The organism is Flagellimonas beolgyonensis, from assembly GCF_003992615.1.
In the GTDB taxonomy this organism is placed as follows: domain Bacteria; phylum Bacteroidota; class Bacteroidia; order Flavobacteriales; family Flavobacteriaceae; genus Flagellimonas; species Flagellimonas beolgyonensis.
In genome coordinates, this window is the sequence record NZ_RZMY01000018.1 from 162,525 (window position 1) to 177,935 (window position 15,411).

15 protein-coding genes and 1 other RNA gene are annotated in these 15,411 nt (G+C 42.6%); 5 read left to right on the plus strand and 11 right to left on the minus strand.

What is annotated here, in order from left to right:
• Nucleotides 1-15: 15 nt before the first annotated feature.
• The 4 genes from EO131_RS15195 to EO131_RS15210 all read right to left on the minus strand — a co-directional run bounded on the left by EO131_RS15195 (nucleotide 16) and on the right by EO131_RS15210 (nucleotide 5,761).
• A complete protein-coding gene (locus tag EO131_RS15195; RefSeq protein WP_127024137.1) occupies nucleotides 16-1,131 on the minus strand; it encodes a helix-turn-helix domain-containing protein in 1,116 nt (371 codons plus the stop codon).
• A gap of 224 nt (nucleotides 1,132-1,355) precedes the next feature.
• A complete protein-coding gene (locus EO131_RS15200; protein WP_127024140.1) occupies nucleotides 1,356-3,728 on the minus strand; it encodes a DUF2309 domain-containing protein in 2,373 nt (790 codons plus the stop codon).
• Entirely contained in the window at nucleotides 3,725-5,194 is a 1,470-nt protein-coding gene (locus EO131_RS15205) for a proton-conducting transporter transmembrane domain-containing protein (RefSeq protein ID WP_127024143.1), read from the minus strand. The genes EO131_RS15200 and EO131_RS15205 overlap by 4 nt, the downstream gene beginning before the upstream one ends.
• 258 nt (nucleotides 5,195-5,452) lie before the next feature.
• Nucleotides 5,453-5,761, minus strand: coding sequence for a hypothetical protein (locus EO131_RS15210; protein ID WP_127024146.1), 309 nt, complete (start codon nucleotides 5,759-5,761; stop codon nucleotides 5,453-5,455).
• A 95-nt stretch (nucleotides 5,762-5,856) separates the two neighbouring features.
• Between EO131_RS15210 and EO131_RS15215 the strand changes: the two genes are divergently transcribed.
• On the plus strand, nucleotides 5,857-6,780 hold the full coding sequence (locus EO131_RS15215) for a LysR family transcriptional regulator (protein WP_127024148.1): 924 nt from the start codon (nucleotides 5,857-5,859) through the stop codon (nucleotides 6,778-6,780).
• A 420-nt stretch (nucleotides 6,781-7,200) separates the two neighbouring features.
• Here EO131_RS15215 and EO131_RS15220 read toward each other — a convergent pair whose 3' ends face one another.
• The 3 genes from EO131_RS15220 to ssrA form a co-directional block, all read right to left on the minus strand.
• Nucleotides 7,201-7,527 (minus strand): hypothetical protein, encoded by a 327-nt coding sequence (locus EO131_RS15220; RefSeq protein ID WP_127024151.1) that lies wholly within the window; start codon nucleotides 7,525-7,527, stop codon nucleotides 7,201-7,203.
• A 116-nt stretch (nucleotides 7,528-7,643) separates the two neighbouring features.
• Complete coding sequence (locus EO131_RS15225; protein ID WP_127024153.1) at nucleotides 7,644-7,883, minus strand: GIY-YIG nuclease family protein; 240 nt, start codon at nucleotides 7,881-7,883, stop codon at nucleotides 7,644-7,646.
• A 131-nt stretch (nucleotides 7,884-8,014) separates the two neighbouring features.
• Nucleotides 8,015-8,410, minus strand: a transfer-messenger RNA (tmRNA) gene (gene ssrA / locus EO131_RS15230).
• A 311-nt stretch (nucleotides 8,411-8,721) separates the two neighbouring features.
• Between ssrA and EO131_RS15235 the strand changes: the two genes are divergently transcribed.
• Together EO131_RS15235 and EO131_RS17220 are read left to right on the plus strand one after the other, a co-directional pair.
• Entirely contained in the window at nucleotides 8,722-9,927 is a 1,206-nt protein-coding gene (locus EO131_RS15235) for an NAD(P)-dependent oxidoreductase (RefSeq protein ID WP_127024156.1), read from the plus strand.
• Nucleotides 9,928-10,067: 140 nt separating this feature from the next.
• Complete coding sequence (locus EO131_RS17220) at nucleotides 10,068-10,280, plus strand: hypothetical protein (protein ID WP_164731715.1); 213 nt, start codon at nucleotides 10,068-10,070, stop codon at nucleotides 10,278-10,280.
• A gap of 1 nt (nucleotide 10,281) precedes the next feature.
• On the opposite strand, the gene EO131_RS15240 is transcribed toward EO131_RS17220, so the two are convergent.
• Complete coding sequence (locus tag EO131_RS15240; RefSeq protein WP_127024158.1) at nucleotides 10,282-11,397, minus strand: Sb-PDE family phosphodiesterase; 1,116 nt, start codon at nucleotides 11,395-11,397, stop codon at nucleotides 10,282-10,284.
• A 208-nt stretch (nucleotides 11,398-11,605) separates the two neighbouring features.
• On the opposite strand from EO131_RS15240, the gene EO131_RS15245 reads away from it, so the two are divergent.
• Together EO131_RS15245 and EO131_RS15250 are read left to right on the plus strand one after the other, a co-directional pair.
• Nucleotides 11,606-12,061, plus strand: coding sequence for a COG2426 family protein (locus tag EO131_RS15245; RefSeq protein ID WP_127024161.1), 456 nt, complete (start codon nucleotides 11,606-11,608; stop codon nucleotides 12,059-12,061).
• Between the two features lie 102 nt (nucleotides 12,062-12,163).
• Nucleotides 12,164-13,033 (plus strand): DUF808 domain-containing protein, encoded by an 870-nt coding sequence (locus tag EO131_RS15250; protein ID WP_127024164.1) that lies wholly within the window; start codon nucleotides 12,164-12,166, stop codon nucleotides 13,031-13,033.
• A gap of 41 nt (nucleotides 13,034-13,074) precedes the next feature.
• Here the strand turns inward: EO131_RS15250 and creD are convergent, their stop codons facing one another.
• From creD to EO131_RS15265, 3 genes are read right to left on the minus strand one after another with little or no spacing between them, the layout of a single operon-like run.
• Nucleotides 13,075-14,427 (minus strand): cell envelope integrity protein CreD, encoded by a 1,353-nt coding sequence (gene creD / locus EO131_RS15255; RefSeq protein WP_127024167.1) that lies wholly within the window; start codon nucleotides 14,425-14,427, stop codon nucleotides 13,075-13,077.
• Nucleotides 14,428-14,476: 49 nt separating this feature from the next.
• The gene (locus EO131_RS15260; RefSeq protein WP_127024170.1) at nucleotides 14,477-14,773 is read right to left on the minus strand and encodes a winged helix-turn-helix domain-containing protein; all 297 of its coding nucleotides are present in this window, start codon (nucleotides 14,771-14,773) and stop codon (nucleotides 14,477-14,479) included.
• Between the two features lies 1 nt (nucleotide 14,774).
• Complete coding sequence (locus EO131_RS15265; RefSeq protein WP_127024173.1) at nucleotides 14,775-15,383, minus strand: hypothetical protein; 609 nt, start codon at nucleotides 15,381-15,383, stop codon at nucleotides 14,775-14,777.
• Nucleotides 15,384-15,411: the final 28 nt, after the last annotated feature.

The following is a 15,411-nucleotide window of genomic DNA, read 5'->3' on the forward strand; positions in this document are numbered from 1 at the left end:
CTGCTTCCATTCGGACTAATCTTTCAGCTGTTTGGCATAGGAACTAGGTGTGACGCCCGTCATCTTTTTAAAAACATCGTTGAAGGTCGATTTGGAGTTGAAACCACACTCAAAAGCATGCGCAAGTAAGGTCAGTTTACTGCTCTCGGGTTGTTGCAATCTTTCTTTAAAGGCCGCCACGCGGTATTTGTTGACAAACTCGTAAAAGTTCATCGCGAAATCCTGGTTGATGGTTTGGGACAATTGCTTCGGATTGATATCCAGTAAATCGGCAAGCCCGGAAAGATCTAGCTCAGGATCTAAATAGGGCCGCTCCCTTTTCATAAGTTCGGTGATCCTCTGGGCCAATTCGGAATTGGATTTTGATTTTTTTAGATGTGCCTTTTGCGGAACAAAGCCGGAAACGTCCTTTTGGGAATGGAGATACCCCTTAAATCCGATCCAGTTGGTGACCATGGCCAGACCCACGAAAGCAGGTAAAAAATAAGAGTCCCGTAAAGAGCGATCGAAAGCAAAGCGATCGATTTCCGTCAATACCATCCAACCAATCCAGTACCCTGCATAAATGATCACCGGCAGTTTCATCCAGTTGAGGGATTTGTTCTCAATATTGGAAAACTGACTTTTTAACCAAGATTGATAACGAAATAACAAGATCAAGGAAACCACCACATAGATGGTGATGGAAAGTATGCCCAGCCACTGTTCCCACAAATAGATTTTGGTGTACGGATGAACAGGATCTTGGTACATGCCCTCCGCACCCAATCGGTAGAAGGCCGTTCGATAAAACAGGAATTCGAGAACGACCGGAACAAAATGGATATAATCTTTTTTAGCGAACCGGAATTCGCTATCGGTTATGCATTTGGTATAAAAATAGAGGGAGGGCCCGATCCCATATAAAAGTTCCATCTGAAAATAGCGAAATACCGGCATCAAGTTGTTTGCGCTCAAAACATTGACCCAGGCAATATTGAACGCCATCAATGCAAAAAAGAAAATCAAAAAGGAAAGGAAAACATGGGCTTGTTTTCGGGGTCTTTTTAAGATCAACAACACACCCAATACCATGGCTTGCAGGGCAAAAACAAAAATAATAGTGGTTAAAATGGGGTTTGGGGCACTCATTGGTTACAAATCGTCACGCTAAGTTAACAAAACGATTTAAGGGACGGAGTACCATTTTGAAGGCCTTTTGTTGGTGTTGGCCGCGTATTGTGGTTTGAAATATCCCACTTGGGAAAACTGTGGATTCTGAAAAATTTTATTTTTAAAAAAGCCCCTTGGTATTTATGCAATATCCAAAGGGCCAATTGTTCATGCCAATGCTACTTAAACCTAATTCAAAATACTTAAAGCATGACTTCCTCAATGATTCTGTTCTCCTTTTTGGAAGGGGTTGCCGTTTCTTCCCTCTCTAGCCAAATGTGTCGTTTGTCATATACAAATGACGACATGCCTTTTTCGGGATCTATCACGATCAAATAGATCCATTCGTTGTCGAGTAGGGACTTTAATCCATCGTTATTAAACAGTATCGAGGTAACTCGGTCTAGTGGCGCTTGGATCACCACGGACAACCGTAATGGTTTATGATAGGGGTTGTTTTCCCCATCAAAAAGTGACTCCCAAGGCAGTCCCATTTTTAGGTCACCACCGTTTCCTTGAACCACCCCAAATTTACCGGTAACGTTGTGTGTGGTTTTGGTGCCCCCGCCAAATTTTTCGTTGTCTACCGTGGAAAAGTAGTAATGGTTGTTGATCCATTGGGTGACCACCATGGGCCCCTGCATAATGGCCTCGAGGGCAGTACCTTTTTTGTCCATTTTCCAATCGTAGGAGTGGAGGAAGCAACGACCATCCAAGTTGTGGTTTTGTGTCATTGTTCTCGGAGCGATCACAAAGCTTGCGTTTTTGGCCAAGCCCCACTCGGGTCTTGTCTCGCCCCAGTAATTGGCATTGAATTGGGCTTGCCCAATACTGTTCTTGAGGGTCCCCAAACGTTCTTGGGTAGCCGTTACCTGTGCTTTGGCCAAGTTTGCTTTAATTTTTTTCAAAGCATTTTCATGGCTTTCTGGGGCATTGGCGTCAAAAAGAATTATTTCATCCGTGGTGGTATTGTGCTCCGCACCCACAAAAAGAGTGGTTTCAGGAATCTCCAGTTGAAATTGCTCCTTCAAAGCTTGCCTTACATTTTTGTCATTGGCCAATTGTGCCAACATACGGGCATTGTGCCTTCCTGGGCTTGCGGCGCATGCGCCACAGTCCAAACTGGAGCCGAAGGGATTGTTTGCCGAATGGCTGCCGTGACCCACAAAGAGTACCAAGGGAGCGAACTGTTTCCAGCCCATAAGGTCAAACGCCGATTTAACAATGGCCGTCTTGCTTTCAATCGGAATTTCTAGGTCCTTGTCGGAAGGATTGCAACTATGTAATTCGGGCTCGCTAATGGACTCGTACGTTTTCCTTCGGTTGTGCCATCTGTACAAAGAGTCGGGGACCAGTGTTCTGCCCAAAAGGTTGATTCCGTAAAAAAATCCTGCACCTTCCACGAAACCGAAGGTGGATGGCAGCATGTTTTTCATTCGTTTTAGGAAGTAGTTCCAAAAAATCTGCAGGCTATTCTTGCGCTCGAATACCTTTTTGGCCTCCATTTTATCCGTAATGGTTTTTTCCGAGACGGTATAGCTCGAAGGAACAATGGGCGGACAAGCTTTGTGTACATGACCATCCTTGGGGCTTTCATAATCCATGGCGATGCCAAAAAATCCTGCATAACCAAAGGTTTCGTAATTCCCATTGGCTTCCACATGCCTTCGAATAAGTTCTGACCGTGTATCGATGCAAAAGACCAATTGTGCATCCGGTGCTTTTTCATCCAATTCGATTTCTTCGGATGGGGCATTTTGTTTCAGTGTGTGCACCAGACGGTTTTGCCATGATTTTTCCCATGCCTTTAACCACAGATGTTTTAATTCGAAGTGTTGTGTGTCTTGGTTTGTTGGAGCTGCATCCCAGAGTACGGGTAGTTTGAGCAGCTTTGCACTCCACAAACGAACCGCCAAATATTGTGCAAGGTCTATCGGATATTTTTGCTGCCAAAGGGGTAGGTTTTGGGTACGATGGTTAATGTATCCGGTCCATCCCGGCAGGGCTGCCAAATGTTGGATAAAGAGTTCCTGGATGATCCCCTCATCATATCCGGACACCAATTGTTCCAAAGCAGCTTCATGTGTTTTGGGGATAGTGGATAGCTTCACTTTTCCCATCGTGCCATCGTATGTCACCAATTTTCGCCAAGCCTTGTAGAACCCTTCGGCCTTAAAAGGCATTTCCCATTCGGCCAAACCTTCATCCATAAAGCTGGACAACCACTTCACCATAGATCGGTCCAGTTGGTGGTATGGGTTTTTCACCGTTTTTGCAATTGGAGTGTCCATCAGTTCCAGATAATGCTCAAAGGACTTGGTATACCCTTTTTCCTTTAATAGTTTATCAAGTTCCAAGGGTACAATCTCTCCATTTTCCAGTGCCATTCGGTACACGTCCGCTTTGGGGAAGACTTGGCAGCCAAAAACTGCACCGGCCTGCTCAACAGCTTCCAAAAAGGGAGCATTTTCATATCCGCTCAATGGATTGGAGGTCACGAAGGAATAAAGTGGCCATGTCTTTCCGACACGCTCGGAAGCTTTTGCTATTAGATTTTCAATGCCGTTTTGGTTCATTGGTTTTCGTTTTTGTACGTTAACACGGTGTTTTTATGCGGTTGGGAGAGATTCATCAGTTTTACGTAGATCCAGGGAATTTTGCGGTATACCCCCAGTTTCATCAAAAAGAAACCGATCAGGAAGATAATCCCAAACCCTATCTGCAAGGTGGATACCGGCATATGGACCGAAGCCACCGCTATGTCTGCCATTAATAGGGTGACCCAATTATACAACAGGGCATAAATACCGATTCCTGAAAGAAAGAGTACGGGTGGAAGCACGAGTTTTTGCCATCCGCTCAACAATTGTTGTTTTACAATATTGTAGGTTGCCTGACCCACAGCAATCGATGCTACGAGTGTCAAGAAAATACCGCTGTCCCAATGCATGCCCTTACCGGTCAATCGGGCAAAAAGGTAAGCGCCGATCAAACTGAAAAGGACGACGATAATGGCCTGAAACCATTTGATTTGAATGATTGGTGGTGCTTTGGGATTGGATTGTTGGATTTCCTCGCCGGAGGATAGGAACAACGACGCCTTATAGAATCCATGAAGGATCAAGTGCGTGATTGCGGCATTGAAAAAGCCGAGGCCGCACTGCATGATCATGAATCCCATTTGCGCAATGGTGGAGCAGGCCAAACGTTGCTTTACGTTTACCTGAATGAGTTTTGTAAACTGTGCTACAATGGCTGTGAGCCCTCCGATAATGAAAAGGATGTCTAATGAATCCGTGGCTAATAAGAGGGTGGCGAACAAGGTCAACAGAATACCTGAGCCGTTCACAAATCCAGCATGCATAAGCGCTGAAGCGGGTGTAGGTGCTGTCATGGCCGAAAGTAACCATTTATGAAAGGGGAAAATGGCAGATTGTATGAGTGCAGCCAAAATGATGCACACAGTGGATACCAGTAAAATTACATTGGGAATCCCATCCAATTTTGCTAGAATGGTGCTTAAGGAATAGCTGCCTACATAAAATGCGGGCAAGCATACCCCGATTCCCAATAAAAGACTGCCCACAAGAAAATAGCTTCTGGAAAACCCTTTGGCTTGCCTGGCTTCGCCCCAGGTGGAATCCAGTCCGATCAGCCTCGACATAAAGAGACCCATCAGCAACCAGCTAAGGATCAATAAGCCCACGTGCTCCGAAACGACCAACAACATTACGCTGAAGGTGAAGGCCAAACAGTGCCACATAAAACTTGACAATTGTGCTCTGTGCTTGAAATAGGTACTGGCATAGTAGCTTACAATGGCAGCAAAGAACGTAACCGTGGCCCACAGTAGCTGCGAAAAACCATTGAAACGAATGAAGTGCTCTATATTTCCTGTTGGAAAGTTAGGGTACAGCAGCACCGTATACAGTAGATTGCCGAGGAACAAGGCCCAGAACAGGGATGGGATTATTTTGGCGATCAACGGTTTTTTTCCGGTGACGGCCTTTTGGGTTTTGTGTTGAATGGTGATGGTCTCCATGCTTGGATTTAATGATTGGTTTGTTCCTTTTCGACGGATACTTTTTTAACACCGCTACGCAACCGGGCAAAAAGTACCACTGCCAGTATAAAGCAGCACATTAGGATTTGGTCGAGGAAAATGGAACCGTTTACGTAAGAGAGCACGATTAAGGCAATCGTGAAAACTATGCCTAAACCTTTGGTTACTGTGTCTTTGTTGATTTGCATTTTGTGTTGTTTTTAAGATTTATCGAATTTGAAATGGTGTAGCCAGCAATCAGTCTTCGAGATGCATCTTCAAAATGCCACTGATCCTTACATTTTTACCTTGGCTCCTAGCCATATCAACAATGCGACGTGCAGTTGCCTTTTCCTGCTCCAATTCTTCAATACGGTTGTCCAACAGATTGGTTTTGCTGTGATGGTTGCCCTCCCATATTTTTAGCCGTTGTATTTTGTGAAAGTTGATTTTTTCATCAATCAAAGAGATAATGACGTCCGAAGCTTCGGTTGGGGTGAACAATCCTTTGACCAGTTCAATGGTGCGTTGGTCTGTTGTGGTCTGGGTCAATTCTTTGGTTTCCATGCTTTTTTGTTTTTTAGATTTTCTGCGTGCAAAGGTTGGGCATATTAATCATTAATTTTTATTTATATTTATAATGTTATATATTAATATAATTTATGAATTATACATTGCACCAACTTCAAATATTTTTGAAAATAGCTGAACTGCAGAGCATTACAAAGGCTTCGGAAGCCCTTCATTTGACCCAACCTGCGGTATCAATTCAGTTGAAAAATTTTCAAGATCAGTTCCCCATTCCCCTTACCGAGGTGGTGGGCAGAAGGCTTTTTATCACCGATTTTGGTAAGGAAATAGCCGGTGCCGCGGAAAAAATACTGAATGAGGTGCACGAGATCAACTATCGAACCCTGGCCTATCAAGGGAAACTTTCCGGGAGGTTGAAGATATCCGTGGTATCAACAGGTAAGTATGTGATGCCTTTTTTTATGTCCGATTTCATGCGAAAAAATGAGGGAGTGGAGTTGGTGATGGATGTGACCAACAAATCGATGGTGGTACACAGTTTGGAGCAGAATGAAGTGGATTTTGCCCTCGTTTCGGTATTGCCGGACAAATTGCAAGTGGAGCGGGTGGAGCTCATGCCCAATAAATTGTTTTATGTAAGCGATTATGGCCGGGAGTTGCCCAAAACCATCAATAAACGAAGATTGTTTGAGAAAATACCTTTGATATACAGGGAGCCAGGCTCCGCCACCCGAAATGCCATGGAGGGTTTTATTGAAAAGAACAATTATGCCGTGGTCAAGAAAATGGAGCTTACCTCCAATGAGGCGGTGAAACAAGCCGTGATTTCGGGTTTGGGCTGTTCCATTATGCCCTTGATCGGCATCAAAAATGCACTCCGTAACCATGATTTGAAAATTGTGCAGGTAAACGGTTTGCCCATCACTACCAACTGGAACCTGATATGGTTGAAATCAAAGAAACTTTCCCCAGCGGCAGTGGCTTTTTTGGATTATTTGGATCATAACAAAGATCAAATCATAAGGGAGCATTTTGCCTGGATCCATGATTTTTGAGAATCATTGGAATAATTAAGTTGGCAGCTAACTTCTGATAATCACAATTGATACCGTCTTTAATTTTTTTAATCCGTTTGTTTACAAAACAAAAGAATGATAACCCGTAGTAACCAAGAAATTTAAAGGAGCGCTGAAAAAGTTGGATGTCAAAAAATGAGTTATGCCATTTTGTTGAATTTTCAAACTCCAATTAGTGATTGCTATAATTTGTGGCTGTTTGCCGTGACTTGGTGAATGCTTAACAAATTTTCTTTCAAAACCGCATATCCTCACTCAGCATTCTATCCATAATCTTGGCATAATGCTAGATTGTTAGCAGATTCTTGTACTCTAAAAGTTTTGCCCAACAGTTTTAATGGGAACCCCAGTGTAAAGCATTACGTTAATGGTTAAGGTATGCCAGGTCAAAATGCAAGTTTATGCTTCCCTTTTCTCACCGATATGCTCTCTAACTTCATCCAAAAATTCGGCCTCTTCATGTGGTATCAATTGCACAGCCATTTCCAAAACAGATAGAATGCAAACATCCGGTTCTACAATATCCTTATGGTTGCCAGAGTTGGGATTGTCCAAGGCCAAAATACAGACATTGAGCAACGACTCTACTTTAAAAAGTAGGTCACGATATCCTTTAAACCGTACATTGCTGGCACTAAAATCTCTTTTTTGGGGAATCAACGAACCAAAATAGGTTTCCAAGCGGAGGTCTAGGTTTTCAAGCTCAATGACTTTGAATTTTTCCATATTGATTGATTTGGGAGTTGTTTTTCCAAAGGAAATACATAAAGTTGAGAAAGGTGTCACACAATAAGTTGACACTTATACCATTGTATTGATAATGAATAATTTATGTAAGAAGTTCAAACCAATCTCTTGTTCCTAAACGCAATTCCAGAACCTGATTTTAGATATTTTTCAAAAGCATAAGCTTTTTGTTTATCACAGAACACAATATAGGTGACCAACTCAAATGGTAATCTGTAGCTAGTTGAAAAAGATTTACCCTCCTCGTGTTCTTTCAGTCGTCGATTTAGATTATTGGTAAAACCGGTATAGAATTTACCATCGTTACATTTAAGAATATAAACCGTCCAGTTCATTAGTAAAAAGGTTCGTTTGGGTTACGATGGACGGGTCCTCCGAAGCCCAAAATGTTCAGAATAAAAAGGAGGTTGAATACAAAAAGAAGCCCTCCTTCGCTTTTCGTTAAACTCAAAGCTACGGAGGGCGTAGGTGGAGCCGGAGGGATTCGAACCCTCGTCCAAACAAGCAATAACCATGCTTTCTACATGCGTAGTCTTCGTTTGGTTGTCGACGCACGACCGACCGAAAACCGCCTATCGTACGCTTAGCTTCTAAAGTTTTACGACCGTATCGAAGCCATACGATCGCTATGTTGACTTTTTTGGTGCTCCTTTACGAATCGCCGCCAACAAGGGCTATTCAGGAACATCTCGCTTCCCTACCTTGTAGGGACGAGGCAAATCCTACTATAATTCAGATTATGCGGCAAGAGCGTAATTATTTTCGCCAATTAAAAGTGTGAAACATGAGATTAACGAGCTATATCCCAGCGCTCGGCATGCTTACATCGCCATTGGTCTCGCTGTCAAAACCGGTCGGCCCCATAATGAGTTAGGTAAGCTGGGCCTACCGTAAACGAATTATGCCCTGAGCGAAGTCGAAGGGCCTAAACGCATTCTCATTTTTTATCAAAGAACTTAGCCTGCACTAAGTACTTCGACTACGCTCAGTATGAACTCTGTCGAAGTGTGGGCGTTCCCTCGAATACTCGAGGGTCGGGCTATCGGCTGTACAGGGTACTTGCCTCTATCCCTAACGCGGTCGGCAAAGGTAACCATATCGATCAAAAGATAAAAAGTTTGTTTACCCTTTGCAAACCTCTTATTTTGGTCAACAATTATACCAAAACCATTTATGAAATTCGGAATCATACGCGAACGCAAGAATCCCCCCGATCGCAGGGTAGTGCTGTCTCCACAAGCCTGTCAAAATGTCCTTTCAAAATTTCCTAAAGCTGAAATTTACGTGGAGTCTTCCCCGATAAGGGTCTTTACCGATACCGAATACCACAATGTAGGACTGCCGGTGGTCGATTCCATGGAGGATTGTGAAGTGCTTCTAGGTGTTAAGGAGGTACCTATCGAAGCTTTGATTCCCAACAAAAAGTATTTCTTTTTTTCCCATACCATTAAAAAACAGCCCTACAATCGGGAGCTGCTCCGTGCCATTTTGGAAAAGAACATCGAACTGTACGATCATGAGGTGATCACCAACCAAAAAGGACAACGTTTGGTCGCTTTTGGCCGTTACGCGGGTATAGTTGGCGCTTACAATGGGTTTAGGGCGTACGGCTTAAAGTTTGACCTGTACCAAATGCCGAAGGCGGAAACCTTGAAGGACCAACAAGCACTGATTGCCGAACTCCGAAAATTGCAATTGCCCAACATTAAAATTTTATTGACGGGTAGGGGACGGGTCGGTATGGGCGCCAAAGAAATGCTCGATGGCATGGGCATGAAACGGGTAGGGGTCGACGATTATTTGAAGAAGACCTTTAACGAGCCTGTCTATTGCCAAATCGATGCCTCCGAATACAACAAACGAAAAGATGGGGTGCGAGGCAGCAAAGAAGATTTTTTCAAGAATCCCCAAGAGTACCGGTCCAATTTTTTCCGTTTTGCGCGGGTGACCGATCTCTATATTGCGGGCCATTTTTATGGGGATGGTGCACCCTATCTATACACCAGGGAAGATGCCAAACAACCCGATTTCAAGATCAAGGTGGTTGCCGATGTGAGCTGCGATATCGATGGTCCGGTGGCTTCGACCATTAGACCTTCCACCATTGCCGATCCCATTTATGGGTATGATCCCCAAACCGAATCTGAAACCGATTTTAAAGAGTCGAACGCTATCGCTGTAATGGCGGTGGACAATTTGCCCTGCGAATTGCCACGGGATGCCAGCAACGGTTTCGGCGAGGCGTTTTCCAAGTATGTAATCCCTGCTTTTTTCAATAACGATGAGGATGGAATTTTGGAACGCGCCCGAATGACCCAAAATGGTCTGTTGACAACACGTTATGCCTATCTACAGGATTACGTTGATGGGAAGGATTGAAACATTCAACGATTGAAAGATAAAATAGGTTGGACGAAGATCGTTTTTTAGTATATTGTTCGTCCTAGTTCAATAAAGTGCATTTTAATTGGTTGATTTCCGGGGATGAAAATCCATCTACAAAAAGAGCCTGTATCGATATGGAATACAGCCTCAGGCCAAAAATCACGAAGTTTTTGCTCAAAAAAATTGATGGCGACAGCCTAGGGGATTTTTCCAGCTTTCATTTTGATGTGGACCTTCAGAAAAAATGGGTCTGGATTTCCGAAAAAACGCCCATGGACATTATCCAAAAAATCTTGCCCGATTTCGATATTGAAATCAATGGATCAAGCTTTAATCCCGTAGGCTAGATCAATCCTCTACGGTAATATCCCAACTGATTTCCGGTTGTACCTTCGGTGCCGTGTAAGCGCCCAACGCTTTTAACTTCAATAGGATGGAGGTTTTCTTTTCCAATGTTTTAATGTTCAATGTTTTGCTTCCTCCCGCAGGAATTGTAAAAACGGGTGAACTGGAATAGAATGTGTACGGCATACGGTTTTCAAAGATAAAGTCACTGCTGGTTATGTTCTTTAAAGTAACTTTCAAAATGGAGGTGCTACCGATGTATTTTGCATTTTCCACCACTACGGAGGCTTTGAGCAAGGGAATCAAGTTTTCTTCCTTGCCCACCAAAAGGGAATTGAAAACGGCTACCGTCCGTCCGGCCAACAGGGCCTCTCGGAGTGCCTCCGGAGTTCTTTCCTTGGCAAATACCAACGTTATTGGTCTTGTATGGCCTTTTTCCACATAGTCCCAATCGATAAGTCCATGAATGTCACTGGTACCCATTATGGTCAGGTTGTGCTCCAAGGCTAGGGCCAACGATTCCTCGGCATAGTCCCCAGTATTGATGACCTCAATGCCATGCAATTCCCCATTTTTTATACGTTCTTTTTGAAAATCACTCAAGATTGGGTTGCCTTGTGGCGATTGGGCATACCAAGCTGGGTGGTTCCAAAACACAAAGGCCCCCTGGATTTTGGCTTCGGCAAACGCATCTGCTGCTTTATCGTGCAAAAGTTTATTGGCATCCGTAATAAAAATGGCATTGTTGTGCCCCATCGGGGCTTCTCGGGTAATTTCGGAGCCATGCACGATCATCAGGTCGTGGTCCTTGGCTTCCTGTAGGGCGAGTTCGTAGGACCTATTGCGGTCAGGATGTGGGATATCCGCCTTGTGGGGTTGGTACTCAATATGTTCGGTAAGCGAAATCACATCCAAATTGTCCCGAAGGGCTTCCATAACGCGAATGGTGGGCCAAACATTCCCATCGGAAAAAACGGTGTGTTGGTGCAAATCGGTCTTCAAGGTTACGAATCCCGGTACATCGGGAAATTCTAGAGCTCTGGAACTTTGGTGTGAATGTTCTTGTGCCAAACAAAGCACGGTAGAAAACAAAGCGATAAAATGGAATTGGATTTTCATATGGGCGGTTTTTCCAAAGCTAGGAAACAATTGGGTGTATTTCAACGCCGCCCCATCCATTTTACAATCAATTAACCTTGTGATGATTTGCTTAACCCAAAGGTTGCAGAATGGATGGGACAAATCACAATTAATAAATATTTAAGGAACAGAATGGTGTTTGTGCATAAATTACTTACTAGGTTTGGCAGCTTAAAAAAATTGCATTTTGCACGAAGATTTTATCATAGCGATTCTTTGGAGCTTATCCCCGTTTGGGGAGGCCAAAGTGGGCATTCCCTATGGCATGTACCAAGGATTGAATGAGTATTGGGTCTTTGTTGCGTGCTTTTTGGCCAATGTTCTGGTCTTTCCTATTATGATGCTCTTCTTGGAGCATATCAATCGGTATTTGCTCAAATGGCGTTTCTACAAAAAGTCAGCTGTATTTGTGGGTCAAAGGGCCAAAAAGGGTTCGGGCGATAAAATCCAGCGTTTTGGTTTTTTGGGAATCGTTCTTTTTGTAATGATTCCGTTACCGGGAACAGGGGTTTATGCAGGAAGTATTGCAGCCTATCTGTTCAAAATGAAAAAACGCAGGGCATTTGCGGCCAATACCGTTGGAATTTTCTTTTCCTCGGTGATCATATGGGTCGCCACACTACTATCATTACAAGGCGTATAGGTAGGAAGAGGTCTGCTTTATTTGGATTCGCTATGCAATTTAAAGAGTAATGCGTTATTTTGCCATCGACCATTTACTGAACACGAATCGTAAAACTATAGTATGTCTTCTGGATTTTTTGCGGTATTGGATGATATTTCCGCACTCATGGATGATGTAGCTTCCATGAGCAAAATCGCTACCAAAAAAACGGCGGGTATATTGGGTGATGACCTGGCCGTGAATGCCGAAAAGGCCACAGGGTTTTTATCCAGTAGGGAAATTCCGGTACTCTGGGCCATTACCAAGGGCTCTTTTTTGAACAAATTGATCATTCTGCCCATTGCCTTTTTGTTGAGTGCCTACTTGCCGGTTGCCATTACCGTAATACTCATTTTAGGGGGTGTTTATTTGGCATACGAAGGAGCGGAAAAGGTGTACGAGTTTTTTTTCCATCGAAAGGAGGAGGGGAGTCCCAAAGATCCCATCGATATTCCTGAGGAGGATTTGCCAGAATTGGAAAAAAAGAAAATCAAACAGGCCATAGTCACTGATTTTATACTCTCCATTGAGATTGTAATCATCGCATTGAGCACGGTGGTCAACGAAACCCTGACCATTCAGATTGTGACCGTTTCCGTGGTGGCACTTTTGGCAACCGTAGGGGTATATGGCATTGTGGCCTTGATCGTTCGAATGGACGATTACGGGTATCGACTGATTAACCTCAATGGGGAGGACGATAGTTTTTCCGATAAGGTGGGTAAGGCGTTGGTACAGGCGCTCCCCATTATTATCAAAACACTTTCCGTGGTGGGTACCCTGGCACTCTTATTGGTCTCGGGGGGCATATTTAACCACAATATCGAATTCTTTCATCATTTATTTCCTGGGCTCCCCACTTTGCTCAAAGACTTTATTTTAGGATTGGTTGTGGGTGTTGTTGCCCTGATTTTGATGAAATTGGTGAAAATGATGTTTAAACGTAGATAAAATTGAACTGCTCTGGAAACTCCAGAGCAGTTCAATTTTTATCAATTGTCCAGTTGGCCTGACCAATCAATTTTTCTTGAGGTAAACATTATGGTGGCCAAGATTGTAAAAAGCCCAATGCTACCTACTAAAAGTGCATAATCTTCTAACTGTATAATTACAAAAATAAAAGAGTATAGTCCCAACATGGAGCCCAAGATCAATAGTGTAAATTTTGTGTTTTTCAGAATTGACCGGGAATAAACTGTTATCAAAGAAACAATTGCAATTCCGGAAACAACGTAAGCAAAAAGATAGTTTTTGTGTTCGGAAATAGAAATCAAAAGTGTATAAAACAAGACCAATGCCAGACCAATCATCAAGTATTGAAAAGGATGAATGGGAATTTTACTACTGATCTGAATCAACAGAAAAACCAACAACGTTAGTCCAATTATCATAAATCCGTACTTACTTGTACGTGAGGTCTTTTGGTAATCATCCACAGGCACCAAAAATTCGGTCCCAAAGGCAAAATCGGTTAAATCCGGAAGATTGTCAAAAAAGGATTGTCCAAACCTTCTGTTGGTTTCCAAAACCTTCCATTCGGCTTCAAATCCGTTTTTTGAAATCTTCTTTCCTTTTGTGTTAGGTAAAAAATTTCCATTAAAGCTAGGGGAGTGCCAATTGGATTGCATTGCCACAATAGTTTCCTTGCCAACAGGGATGTATTGTAAACGATTACTGCCGTTTATGGTAATGTTTGATTCGAAATCCAAACTGTTGTTTTGAATTTCTTCCAAGTTGATTATAAAATTGGATTCAAGCGTATTCATATATGCGTTGTCAAACTTTGGTTTCAAGTTATAGCTGTGATTGTTAAAGTTGATGGCAACGGTATTACGTATGCCTTTTAAATTGCTCACCTTATACAAAATCGTCGCCTTGTCCCAAAGTATATCCTCTGCATCAATCTCCTTTTCCGAAAAGTTGAGATCGGAGAAAGTTCCTTTTAGGTTGGAATTTGAAGTATAAACAACGGATTTGTAAATACCACGTTCCAAAGGTTGTGTTGTAACATTGGAATTGATCTTGAGTTCATTTGGAAAGAAAAAGGCCTCGTGCCTAACTGCATTTTTGGTTTTAAGATAGGTTTTGGTCTTTTCATCATATATCTTTTCTTCTACGTACTGATGGTAGGGTACCTTTAGGATAGGGCCATTTATAATTACCTCTTCTCCCCATTTGGTATTGATTTCGGAAATAACTTCCCGCTGTCTTTGTCCTCGTTCCCGTATTAGGTCATCAACAAAACCTAGTGGAATCAATAAGATAAGGATCAGAAATCCTACGGTTATCATTTTTGCTGAGATGGAGTTTTTTAGCCAATTGCCAATTCGTTTTTGTGGTGTCATATTTATAAAATTAAAGTACTTTGAAATACAAAGTGAATTGATAAAAAAATTATTCTTGGTTTCTGATAAGATGCTCCAAGGCATCAATATGTTTTTTAAAAGCTTCTTTGCCCAATCGGGTAATCATGTATTTTGTATTTGGTTTTTTTCCTATGAATGATTTTTCAATTTTTATGTAATCAGCTTTTTCCAAAGTTTTTGTGTGGCTGGCCAAATTTCCATCGGTTACATCCAAAAGCTCCTTGAGCCTATTGAAGTCCACATCATCGTTCACCATAAGTATGGACATGATGCCCAGACGAATGCGATGGTCAAAAAGCTTGTTTATGTTGTCAATTAGTCCCACGTTATGCCTTTTCCTCCCTAAAATGCATGATGCTTCCGTAAACGATGTGCAAAATTCCGAAACCTACGACCCAAAACCAAAAACCATATCCAGGCATGGCAGCACAAATCAAACCAAGCACAATTTGGGTATAGCCAAGATATTGTACCGTGCCAATGGTATATTTAGATGCGTTCACCAAGGCCAGACCATAAAAAATAAGCATTAACGAGGCGGTTAGACCATAATGTTGGCTGTTTAGCTTGATGAGGATATAAATGCCCCCAGTAACCAGAGGGACAAAAAAATTGAGGAGCAATCTTTTGGTAGTATCGTCCCAAATTTTTTCGTTGTTCTTTTTCGCCTTTCGCGTGGTCAATAAATAGGCTGAAACGAAGCTTAATACCGCCACGGTGATCAGTATGCCGACAATCAATTTGAAATTCCAGCCATGAATTACGACATAACTATCATCTTGTGGCAATAAAAAGAAGTAGGCCACCAAAGCGCCCGTAATGGCGTACACACCGGCAAGTATTCCGGATAGGCCGCTTAAAGAGATAAATCGGGAGGATCGATTCATCAAATCTTTGATTTGGGAGATGTCGTCCAAATATTTCTTCGAATCCATTTTAAAGTACTTTGAAATTCAAAGTTAA